This is a genomic window from Streptomyces sp. NPDC025273 (genome assembly GCF_040638585.1).
In the GTDB taxonomy this organism is placed as follows: Bacteria; Actinomycetota; Actinomycetes; order Streptomycetales; family Streptomycetaceae; genus Streptomyces; species Streptomyces cinereorectus.
Map to the genome: position 1 here is coordinate 79,873 of NZ_JBEZYP010000018.1, position 10,991 is coordinate 90,863.

Annotated in this window: 9 protein-coding genes; 5 read left to right on the forward strand and 4 right to left on the reverse strand. The window is 70.2% G+C overall.

Features of this window, described 5'->3' with window-relative positions:
* The 5 genes from AB0F38_RS25705 to AB0F38_RS25725 all read left to right on the forward strand — a co-directional run bounded on the left by AB0F38_RS25705 (position 1) and on the right by AB0F38_RS25725 (position 7,106).
* On the forward strand, positions 1–2,007 hold the full coding sequence (locus AB0F38_RS25705) for a copper resistance protein CopC (protein WP_361897832.1): 2,007 nt from the start codon (positions 1–3) through the stop codon (positions 2,005–2,007).
* 44 nt (positions 2,008–2,051) lie between these two features.
* Entirely contained in the window at positions 2,052–3,329 is a 1,278-nt protein-coding gene (gene efeB / locus AB0F38_RS25710; RefSeq protein WP_361897984.1) for an iron uptake transporter deferrochelatase/peroxidase subunit, read from the forward strand.
* 38 nt (positions 3,330–3,367) lie between these two features.
* Complete coding sequence (gene pheA, locus AB0F38_RS25715; RefSeq protein ID WP_361897835.1) at positions 3,368–4,303, forward strand: prephenate dehydratase; 936 nt, start codon at positions 3,368–3,370, stop codon at positions 4,301–4,303.
* A gap of 701 nt (positions 4,304–5,004) precedes the next feature.
* Entirely contained in the window at positions 5,005–6,282 is a 1,278-nt protein-coding gene (gene serS, locus AB0F38_RS25720; RefSeq protein ID WP_361897838.1) for a serine--tRNA ligase, read from the forward strand.
* Complete coding sequence (locus AB0F38_RS25725) at positions 6,279–7,106, forward strand: HAD-IIB family hydrolase (protein WP_361897842.1); 828 nt, start codon at positions 6,279–6,281, stop codon at positions 7,104–7,106. The genes serS and AB0F38_RS25725 overlap by 4 nt, the downstream gene beginning before the upstream one ends.
* Before the next feature lie 256 nt (positions 7,107–7,362).
* Here the strand turns inward: AB0F38_RS25725 and AB0F38_RS25730 are convergent, their stop codons facing one another.
* The 4 genes from AB0F38_RS25730 to AB0F38_RS25745 are packed head-to-tail and all read right to left on the reverse strand — an operon-like array spanning position 7,363 to position 10,932.
* Positions 7,363–8,082, reverse strand: coding sequence for an ABC transporter permease (locus tag AB0F38_RS25730; protein WP_361897845.1), 720 nt, complete (start codon positions 8,080–8,082; stop codon positions 7,363–7,365).
* Between the two features lie 30 nt (positions 8,083–8,112).
* A complete protein-coding gene (locus AB0F38_RS25735) occupies positions 8,113–9,024 on the reverse strand; it encodes an ABC transporter ATP-binding protein (RefSeq protein WP_361897847.1) in 912 nt (303 codons plus the stop codon).
* Positions 9,021–9,929, reverse strand: a complete 909-nt coding sequence (locus AB0F38_RS25740) for an ABC transporter permease (RefSeq protein ID WP_361897850.1) — start codon at positions 9,927–9,929, stop codon at positions 9,021–9,023. Before AB0F38_RS25740 ends, AB0F38_RS25735 begins: the two co-directional genes overlap by 4 nt.
* Positions 9,919–10,932, reverse strand: coding sequence for an ABC transporter ATP-binding protein (locus tag AB0F38_RS25745; RefSeq protein WP_361897987.1), 1,014 nt, complete (start codon positions 10,930–10,932; stop codon positions 9,919–9,921). The genes AB0F38_RS25740 and AB0F38_RS25745 overlap by 11 nt, the downstream gene beginning before the upstream one ends.
* Positions 10,933–10,991: the final 59 nt, after the last annotated feature.

The following is a 10,991-nucleotide window of genomic DNA, read 5'->3' on the forward strand; positions in this document are numbered from 1 at the left end:
ATGACGGTCACCGCCCCGCACTCCGGGCCCTCTCCCGCACGACGGCCGCTCGCCGCGGTCGCGCTCCTCGCCGCGCTGATCAGCCTGCTGGTCGGCCTGGTGCTGGTCGGCGCGAGCCCCGCGTCCGCGCACGCCGCCCTCACCGGGAGCGATCCGCAGGACGGGGCGGTGGTCGCCACCGCCCCCGAGGAGGTCACCCTCACCTTCTCCGAGCAGGTCGCCATGGGTGACGGATCGATCCGGGTTCTCGACCCGAGCGGAAAGCGGGCCGACACCGGAGCACCCCGTGACCTGACGAGCGGCGGCGCCGTGCGGTACGGCATCACGCTCCACGGCGGTCTGCCCGACGGTACGTACACCGTTGCCTGGCAGGCCGTCTCCGTGGACAGCCACCCGGTCGCCGGGGCCTTCACCTTCTCCGTCGGTGCCCCCTCGGAGACCACTGTCGTGCTCCCCTCCACCGAGGCGGGCGGAGGTCTCGTCGGAACGCTCTACGGCATCGCGCGCTACGCCGCGTACGCCGGATTCATCCTGCTCGCGGGCGGATCGGCCTTCGTGCTCGCCTGCTGGCGGGACGGTGCCGGCGCCCGGCCACTGCAGCGTCTCGTCGTACGCGGCTGGGTCACGCTCACCGTGGCGACCCTGACCATGCTGCTCCTGCGGAGCCCGTACACCGGCTCCGGCAGGTTGGCCGACGCCTTCGACCTCGACGGCCTGCAGGCCGTCCTCGACACCAAGCCGGGGGCGGCGCTGGTCTCCCGGCTCCTCCTCCTCGGCGCCTGCGCCCTGTTCATCGCCGTGCTCTTCGGGGCGTACGCCAAGCGCGAGGACGAGAAGGAGAAGCAGGACCTCACCTTCGGGCTCGCCATCGGCGGAGCGGTCATCGCCGCCGGCATCGCCGGCACCTGGGCCTTGGCCGAACACGCCTCGACCGGCATCCAGCCGGGTATCGCCATGCCGGCCGACGTCCTGCACCTGCTCGCCGTCGCCGCCTGGCTGGGAGGGCTCGCCGCGCTGCTGGTCGCCCTGTACCGGACGCCGGACATCACGAGCGGCGCGGTGCGGCGGTTCTCGCGCCTGGCGTTCGGCAGTGTGCTCGTCCTCGCCGCGACCGGGCTCTACCAGTCATGGCGCCAGGTCGGCTCGTGGTCCGCGCTGACCGGCACCCGGTACGGGGTGCTGCTGATCATCAAAGTGACTCTGGTCGCCGTGCTGATCGGCGTCGCCTGGATCTCACGGCGATGGACGGGCCGACTGGCCGACCACGTGCGGACGACCGGGGCCGAAGCGGACGGGGAGACGACTGCTGCCGGGGATGAACCCGGCGAAGAGACGCCTGCGGTCGCCGCCGGAGGGAGGGATGGGGCCGACGGCGGGAAGACGTCCGAGGCCGACGGCGGGAAGACGTCCGAGGCCGACGCCGAGGAGGTGGCGCCGGAGCGTGCCGCCCAGCTCGCGCGGCAGAACGCCGCGCTGACGGCGACCAGGAGGAAGCGCGCCCGCGACGCCGATCCGGACCGCTCCGGGCTGCGCCGCTCGGTGCTGGTGGAGACGGGCATCGCCGTGATGCTGCTCGCGGTCACGACGATCCTGACCTCCACCGAGCCGGGCCGCACCGAGGAGGAGGCCGCCCGCAGCACCACCGCGGCGGCCGCGCCGGACACCGCAGCGCCGGTGAACCTGAGCCTGCCGTTCGACACGGGCGGCCGGAACGGCAAGGGGACCGTGCGGCTGGACGTCTCGCCCGGCGGCACCGGCTCCAACGACCTGCACGTCTGGATCGACGGACCGACCGGTCCCCTGGATGTTCCCGAGGTGAAGGTCGCCCTCACCCTGGAGTCCAAGGACATCGGCCCGCTGCCGGTCCTCCCCGACCGCCTCGCCGCGGGGCACTGGACCGCGAGCGGTGTACAGATCCCGATGGCGGGCGACTGGAAGGTCGAGGTGACCGTGCGCACGTCGGACATCGACCAGACGACCGTCGCCAAGAACACGAAGATCGGCTGAGCAGGTTGAGCGAGAAGAAGACAGGCAGGCCGGGCGCGACCGGCATCACCCCGGCCGGCTCCGACGGCACCGGTCCGGGCCCCGGCTCCGGGGACTCCGGCGTTTCCCGGCGACGGCTGATCGGTGGCGTGGGAGCCGCCGGGGCGGCCGGCCTGGTGCTGGGCGCGGCGGGCGGCGCGGGCGGTTATGCCCTGACGCGCGGCGACGAGCCGGCCGGGCTCACCACGATCGGTTCGACCGGGGCGATGTTTCACGGGAAACATCAACCGGGGATCACCACCCCGCTCCAGGCACGCGGCCACCTGATCGCTTTCGACCTGGCAGCCGGAGCGGGGCGCAGGGAAGCCGCCGCCCTGATGCGCCGCTGGTCGGCCGTGGCGGAACGACTGATGGCCGGCAAGCCCGCCGGAGACGACACGGGGGTGGCCTGGGACGCCGGACCGTCCTCCCTGACCGTCACCTTCGGATTCGGACGCACCTTCTTCGAGCGCACGGGCCTGGTCGCCCGCCGACCTGCCGGACTGGATCCGCTGCCCGCGTTCTCCTCCGACCACCTCGACGCCCGGCGGTCCAACGGCGATCTCTGGGTGCAGATCGGGGCCGACGACGCTCTCGTCGCCTTCCACGCGCTGCGCGCCGTCCAGAAGGAAGCAGGCGCCACGGCCCGGGTGCGCTGGCAGATGAACGGCTTCAACCGCACGCCGGGCGCGACGGCACGGCCGATGACCGCACGCAATCTGATGGGCCAGATCGACGGTACGGGCAACCCGAAGCCGGGCGAGAGCGACTTCGACGAGCGGATCTTCGTCCCGGCCGGCGGATCCCCGGCGCACGAGTGGCTGGCCGGCGGCTCGTACGCCGTCGTACGGCGGATCAGGATGCTCCTCGACGACTGGGAGAAGCTCCCGGTGGGCCGGCAGGAGCGGGTCATCGGGCGGCGCAAGGCGGACGGGGCACCGCTGAGCGGCGGCTCCGAGACCACCGCGATGGATCTCGACAAGGCAGGCACGGACGGCAGACTGCTGATCCCCGACAACGCCCACTCCCGGATCTCCTCCCCCGCGAAGAACGGGGGCGCCGCGATGCTGCGGCGTCCGTTCTCGTACCACGACGGCATCTCGGACGACGGCACTCCGGACGCGGGACTGCTCTTCATCTGCTGGCAGGCGGATCCGTTCAAGGGCTTCATCCCGGTCCAGCGCAAGCTCGACCGGGGGGACGCGCTCTCACCGTTCATCCGGCACGAGGCGAGCGGCCTCTTCGTCGTTCCGGGTGGTGCCGCACCCGGGGAGTACGTGGGGCAACGGCTCCTGGAGGCGTGAGTCCGCACTCCCCTCCGTCGGCCCATTAGGGTGACCGTATGTCAGCCACGCGCTACGCCTATCTCGGCCCCGAAGGCACCTTCACCGAGGTAGCCCTCCGTACCCTTCCGGAAGCCGCCACCCGCGAGCTCGCGCCGATGCTCTCCGTGCCGGCCGCACTGGACGCGGTGCGCAACGGGGAGGCGGCGGCGGCGCTCGTCCCCATCGAGAACTCCGTCGAGGGCGGGATCACGGCGACGCTCGACGAGCTGGCCTCCGGCGCACCGCTGATGATCTATCGCGAGGTGCTGCTCTCCATCACGTTCGCGCTGCTGGTACGCCCCGGGACGAAGCTGTCGGACGTCAAGACCGTCACCGCGCACCCCGCCGCCCAGCCGCAGGTACGCAACTGGATGGCGGCCCATCTGCCGAACGCGGTGTGGGAGTCGGCCGCGTCGAACGCGGACGGTGCCCGTCTGGTCCAGGAGGGTCGCTACGACGCCGCCTTCGCCGGAGAGTTCGCGGCCGCGACCTACGGGCTGGAACCGCTGGTGACGGAGATCCACGACGCGGAGAACGCACAGACCCGCTTCGTGCTGGTGGGCCGCCCGGCCAGGCCCTCGGCACCGACCGGTGCGGACAAGACGTCCGTCGTCATCTGGCTCGGCGACGACCACCCGGGTGCGCTGCTCGAACTGCTCCAGGAGTTCGCCGTACGCGGGGTGAACCTGATGCTGATCCAGTCACGGCCCACCGGGGAAGGCATCGGCAACTACTGCTTCGCCGTGGACGCGGAGGGCCACATCGCGGAGCGCCGGGTCGGGGAGGCACTGATGGGGCTGAAGCGGATCTGCCCGAAGGTGCGCTTCCTGGGTTCGTACCCGCGGGCCGGGGTGACTCCTGAAGAGGTGAGGGCCCTGCGCACCGGTACCTCGGACAAGGACTTCACCGAGGCGTCGGACTGGCTGGCACGCAGCCAGGACGGTCGGGTCTGACCTGCGTAAAGGCCCGGAAAGGACCCTGGGCGCGCGATCCGCGCCGGGCGGGCGCGTGCGCGCTGGGGCCCGGGACTGCTCCGCCGGGCGGCTGGAAGGGCTGGGCTCGGCGCTGAGACCGGCGAACTCTGCACCGTCCTCCCTGCAGGGTTCCAGGGTTCCGTTACCCACAGAGTTATCCACAAGTCATCGCTCCACCTGGGGACAAGTCGACACCGCAATGCCGCATGGTCGACAAATCGGCCCCCGTGATCCCTGACCCCCGAAGATCTACAGCCATGCCCGCGTCACCACAATTCCATTGATCCACTCGACAATGAGGGGAATTCCCACCCGAACGAGTGCACGGATCGGGTTTGAGTGGTGAATCAATAAGCCGTCATGCGGCTTTCGGAACGATCCCTTCCGGGATCCACAGATCTTCTTCACAGCCTGTGGATAACTAAATCAATCCGCGACCACCTGTGGACAAGACCCGGCCCACACCCAACTGCCACCTGGGGGCCGGCGACGCGTCAGGCACACGAGGGCACTCGCTCCCCTTTCGGGGCATTGAGACCCCGCTGTCGACACCCGGACACCCCAGCCTTCGTGCGGCCCATGATTCCCCACCAGGATTCCAATTCCGGCAATTCGGGCAAAGCGACGCGCTTGTTGATATCGGTTCGAGCGGTGGATCCCCGCACCGGTAGCCTTGAGGGGTGATTGACCTTCGCCTGCTCCGTGAGGACCCCGACCGTGTTCGCGCCTCCCAGCGCGCCCGTGGAGAGGACGTCGCGCTCGTCGACGCCCTGCTCTCCGCCGACGAGCTGCGCAGGTCGTCCGGCGTCCGCTTCGACGAACTCCGCTCCGAGCAGAAGTCGCTCGGGAAGCTGATCCCCAAGGCCACCCCCGAGGAGCGCGCCGAGCTCCTCAAGAAGGCCGATCGGCTGAAGGCCGAGGTCAGGGCGGCCGACACCGCACAGGACGAGGCCGACGCCGAGGCCAAGCGGCTTCTGCTCCAGCTCGGCAACATCGTCCACGAGGACGTGCCGGTGGGCGGCGAGGAGGACTTCGTCGTCCTGGAGACGCACGGCACGATCCGTGACTTCGGTGCGGAGGGCTTCGAACCCAGGGACCACCTGGAGCTCGGTGAGGCGCTCGGCGCCATCGACATGGAGCGCGGCGCGAAGGTCTCCGGGTCGCGCTTCTACTACCTGACGGGTGTCGGCGCGCTGCTGGAGCTCGCCCTGGTCAACGCGGCGATCGCGCAGGCCACCGAGGCCGGTTTCGTCCCGATGCTGACCCCCGCGCTGGTCCGCCCGCGCGCCATGGAGGGAACGGGCTTCCTCGGCCAGGCCGCGGAGAACGTGTACCACCTGGAGAAGGACGACTACTACCTGGTCGGCACCTCCGAGGTCCCGCTCGCGGCCTACCACATGGACGAGATCCTCGACGCCGACAAGCTGCCGCTGCGGTACGCGGGCTTCTCGCCGTGCTTCCGCCGCGAGGCCGGTACGTACGGCAAGGACACCCGGGGCATCTTCCGCGTCCACCAGTTCGACAAGGTCGAGATGTTCTCGTACGTCGACCCGGCCGACGCCGAGGCCGAGCACCGCAGGCTCCTGGACTGGGAGAAGCAGTGGCTCACCGGTCTTGAGCTGCCGTTCCAGGTGATCGATGTCGCCACCGGTGACCTGGGTGCCTCGGCCTCCCGGAAGTTCGACTGCGAGGCGTGGATCCCGACCCAGGGCAAGTACCGCGAGCTGACGTCCGCTTCCAACTGTGACGGCTTCCAGGCACGCCGGCTCTCCGTGCGTATGCGCGACGGGAAGAAGGTCCAGCCGCTCGCCACGCTCAACGGCACGCTCTGCGCCGTACCGCGCACGATCGTGGCCATCCTGGAGAACCACCAGCTGGCCGACGGTTCCGTGCGGGTGCCCGAGGTACTGCGTCCGTACCTGGGCGGCCGCGAGGTCCTGGAGCCGGTCTCCAGGTGAGCCTCTCCGTCTCCTTTCCCTACAAGCTCGTCGCGACCGACCTCGACGGCACGCTGCTGCGTGACGACGGCACGGTCTCCGCGCGCACGCGTGAGGCGCTGGCAGCGGTCACCGCGGCCGGCGCGGCGCACATCATCGTCACCGGACGGGCGGTGCCCTGGACCCGGCACGTCCTGGACGACCTGGGCTACGACGGCCTCGCCGTGTGCGGTCAGGGTGCGCAGGTCTACCACGCGGGCGAGCACAAGCTGCTGACCTCGCTGACCCTGGACCGGCAGCTCGCGGGCCTCGCACTGTCCAAGATCGAGGCGGAGGTCGGTCCGCTCGCGCTGGCCGCGAGCCGTGACGGCCTGGAGGGCGAGGTGCTCGTCGGGCCCGGATACCGCGTACAGGACGGGCCGCTGCCCGCCCTCATCGTGGACGACCCCGCCGAGATGTGGACCGCTCCGCTGAACAAGGTCTACATCCAGCACCCGGAGCTCGGGGACGACGCGCTGGCGAAAGCCGCACGCCAGGCCGTCGGCAGCCTGGTGGACATCGTCATGGCGGGCCCGGGAGTCGTCGAGATCCTGCCCCTGGGGCTGAGCAAGGCGACCGGTCTCTCGCTGGCCGCCCGCCGTCTGGGGCTGAAGGCCGCGGACACCGTGGCCTTCGGCGACATGCCGAACGACATCCCGATGTTCGGCTGGGCGCGGCACGGTGTCGCCATGGCCAACGCGCACGACGACCTGAAGGCCGTGGCGCACGAGATCACCGCGTCGAACGAGCACGACGGCATCGCGGTGGTTCTGGAGGAGCTGCTCCGGACGGCCGCACGCGCGTAGGGCGTGGGCCGACGGTCCGCTTCCTGAGGCTACTGCGGCACCGGCCGCGGACCACCCCGACGGGAGCTCGACGGACTCGGCCTGCCGGTCATCGCCACGCTCCTCTCCCGGACTTCGTGGGCGCCGTGGCCGTGTGCGCCCTCTCCCTCACTCTGCCCGGGGGTGCCGTCCCGGGGCCACCCGTTCCGTGGCCCGAGGAGTACAACCCCCTTCCGCCGGACGGGGGTTGTACGAGCTCAGGTCAACGGAGCGGGCCTCACTCCTCGCCCGCGAGCTTCAGCGCGCGCAGCTTCTGGCCCGCGTACCAGGTGGCGGCGACCGTGACTCCGGCCAGTAGGATCGTCGCGAGTGGCAGACCGACGTCCGAGGTCACCAGACCGTCCCCGGCGACTTTCTCGGCAACCGACAGGGACCACTGCTGCACGCTGAGCGTCCTGGCCCCCGGCACCAGGCTGCCGAAGAGCGCCTCCCACACCAGGGCGTACACCAGGCCGAACACCACCGCGTGCCGGCTGACCGTGCCGAGCAGCAGGAACAGCGCGCTGTACGCGATCGAGGCGACCAGCGCAGCGATCGTGTAGGCCACGGCGATCTGGCCGCCGTTGCCGTTGAGGATCATGCCCGCGACGAACGTCGGCAGCGCCGAGAAGAGCATCGTCACGGCGATCGCGACGATCAGCTTGGTGAAGATGATCGTCGGCCGCTTCACCGGCTTGGCCAGCAGGTAGACGATCGAACCGTCGTCGATCTCCGGACCGATGGCGCCCGTGCCCGCGATGACGCCGATCAGCGGCACCATGGTGGCGATGGCGAAACCGCCCAGCACCCCGGAGGCGACCTGGTCATCGGCCCCGGCGAACGCCCGTACCGCCACGGCGATGACCACCAGCAGCACGGGCAGGACGAACAGGATGGCGGCCCGGCGCCGGCCGAGCAGGGCCCGGTAGGTGAGCCGGGCGACTGTGGGGTCGTACATGACGCTTCACAGCTCCTTTCAGGCCACTACTCAGGCCGCTACGAGATAGGAAAAGACCGATTCGAGGGACTCGTCGGACGGTGAAACGGTCAGCAGCCGGATGCCGTGTTCGCGTGCCACCTTCGGCAGCAGGGTGGTGAAGCGGCCGAAGTCGACGGCCTGGATACGCAGGGCCCGTTCGGTCAGGTCGACCTCGATCCCCGCCGTCGACGGGTCGGCGATGAGCGCGGCTGCGAGGGCCCGGTCGTCGCTGGACCGCACGAGATAGCGGTGCGGCCGGTCCGTCATGAGCCGGCGGATCTTGCGGAAGTCGCCGGAAGCGGCGTGCCGTCCCGCCACGATCACCTCGATGTGCGAGGCGAGCTGCTCGACCTCCTCCAGGATGTGGGAGGAGAACAGGACCGTGCGGCCCTCCGCCCCCATCCGGCGCAGCAGCTCCATCAGCTGCATCCGCTGGCGTGGGTCCATACCGTTGAAAGGCTCGTCCAGGAGCAGCACGGAAGGGTCATGGACCAGTGCCGATGCCATCTTCACGCGCTGGCGCATGCCCTTGCTGTACGTGGAGATCTTACGGTCCTGGGCGTACTCCATCTCGACCGTGGCCAGTGCCTTGTGAGCGGCGGCGTCCCCCAGCCCGTGCAGCTCGGCGTTGGCCACGACGAACTCGCGGCCGGTCAGGAAGTCGTACATGCCCTCCCGCTCCGGCACGATCCCGATGGCCTTGTAGACCGCCTCGTTGCGCCAGATCTGCGTACCGTCCAGGGTGACCTTCCCCGTCGACGGGGCGAGAAAGCCGGCCATCATGTTGATCAACGTGGACTTCCCGGCGCCGTTGGGCCCCAGCAGCCCCGTGACCCCCGGTCCCACGGTCATGCTCACGTCGTTGACGGCGACCACGTTGCCGAACCAGCGCGAGGTGTGGTCGATCTCGATGGTGGTCACAGCCCGACCCTCCGGTAGCGGCGCATCAGTACGGCGTACGAGCCGGCGACGAGCGCGAGAACAACGATCAGATAGGCCACTCCGGCAGCGGCGCCCGGGCCCTCACCGCCGGGGAAGGACGACGTGGCACCGAGGAACGCGGTCTGCACTCCGTCGATCAGCGTGATCGGGGAGAACAGTCCCAGCCAGGTGATGGCTCCGCCCGATCCCGACTGCCAGGCGATCGCCTGGACGGTGGAGACCGCGCCGTACGTGATGGTCAGGACGGCGATCACCGCGGCGACACCGAAGCCGCGGCGCGGGGTCAGTGCGGCCACCACCAGTCCGAGGCCGGCGAACAGCACGGAGAGCAGCGCCACCGAAACCATCCCCTGCCCGAACCCCTTCGTCTGGTCGGCGAAGTCGAACTCGGCGAGCAGCGCGCCCGCGTAGAGGATGACGAGCGGCAACCCGGTGAGGATGAGGAGCGCCGTCGCCATGGCCGCGAACTTGGCGACCACGTAGTCGAGGCGCTCGATCGGCCGTGAGAAGTACAGCGGCACGCTCTTGAAGCGCAGGTCCCTGGACACGGACTGCGGTGCCTGGGAAGCGATGAAGAGCCCGATCACGGCCTGCAGGTAGATCGCGAAGGCCGTGTACTTGATGGGCAGTTTCGTCATGCTCGGGGTGGCCATGGCCACCGCGACGAGGATCAGTGCCACCAGGCACATCACCCCGCACAGCAGCATCGGCAGCACCTTGGACTTGGCGGACCGGCCCAGTCCGAACGAGCCGCGCAGCGACTGCGAGAAGAGCGAACGGCGGGCGTAGGCCCGGCCCAGTCGGGCACCGTCGTAGGAGCGGTACCCGATGTTGTGGATCCGGGAGGTGTCGCTCCCGGTGACGGTCCCGGTCTCAGTGCTCATCGCGACCGCTCTCCTTCTGCTCTCGGGCGCCGGCTGCCGTGGCCACGACTGCCTGTGGTGCCTCTTCGGTGCGGAAGACCTCGGCGATGTGGTGGCGTCGCTGTTCCATCCGGACGAGACCGAGTCCGAGCCCGGCGACACTGTCGCGGACCAGGTCGTACGTCTCCTCGCCCGTGGCCTCCACCAGGAGGATGTGTCCGGCACCGGGCAGACCCTCGGCATCGAGGCCGTCGAGTCCGACGAGCTTGACCCCGGCCCCGGTGAGCGCCCGGCGCAGGGCGTCCGTGCCGTCGGGGTGGTCGTCGCTGTCGGTGACCTCGACCGCCAGGGTCGTGGTGATCTGGGTGAAGTCGCTGGTGGAGCTGGAGCGCAGCAGCGAGCCGCCGTCGATGACGACGACGTGGTCACAGGTGCGCTCCAGCTCGCCCAGGAGGTGCGAGGTGACCAGCACCGAGATGCCGAAGTCGGTGTGGACGCGGCGGATCAGGCCGAGCATCTCGTCGCGGCCGACCGGGTCCAGGCCGTTGGTCGGCTCGTCGAGGAGGACCAGCTGCGGGTCGTGGACCAGTGCCTGTGCCAGCTTCACCCGCTGCTTCATACCCGTCGAGTAGCCGCCGATGGGGCGGTAGCGCTCCTCGTACAGACCGACGTGGCGCAGCGTGTCGGCGGTGCGCTCGCGCGCGGCCGTCGGCGGCAGCCCGGACATCCGCGCCATGTGGACGACGAATTCGGTCGCCGAGACATCGGGCGGCAGGCAGTCGTGCTCGGGCATGTACCCGACGCGCTCCCGGATCGCGGCGCCTTCGGTGGCGACGTCCAGTCCGAGCACCGCGGCCCGGCCCTCGGTGGCGGGGGACAGACCCAGCAGGATCTTGATCAACGTGGACTTGCCGGCCCCGTTGGAACCCACCAGGCCGGTTACGCCCGGTCCGATGTCCAAGGAGAGCCGGTCAAGCGCGGTCACCCGGGGGAACCGCTTGCTCAGGCTTTCGGTCGCGATCACAGTCACGTCCTCGACGGTAGTGGTGCGCGCCACGGGAGTCGTCAGACCAGACGGCTGTA

Bases quoted from the DNA above. Each gene is read 5' to 3' on its own strand.
- AB0F38_RS25705 (WP_361897832.1), top strand. From the start codon at position 1: ATGACGGTCACCGCCCCGCACTCCGGGCCCTCTCCCGCACGACGGCCG.
- AB0F38_RS25740 (WP_361897850.1), bottom strand. From the start codon at position 9,929: ATGAGCACTGAGACCGGGACCGTCACCGGGAGCGACACCTCCCGGATC.
- pheA (WP_361897835.1), top strand. From the start codon at position 3,368: ATGTCAGCCACGCGCTACGCCTATCTCGGCCCCGAAGGCACCTTCACC.
- AB0F38_RS25730 (WP_361897845.1), bottom strand. From the start codon at position 8,082: ATGTACGACCCCACAGTCGCCCGGCTCACCTACCGGGCCCTGCTCGGC.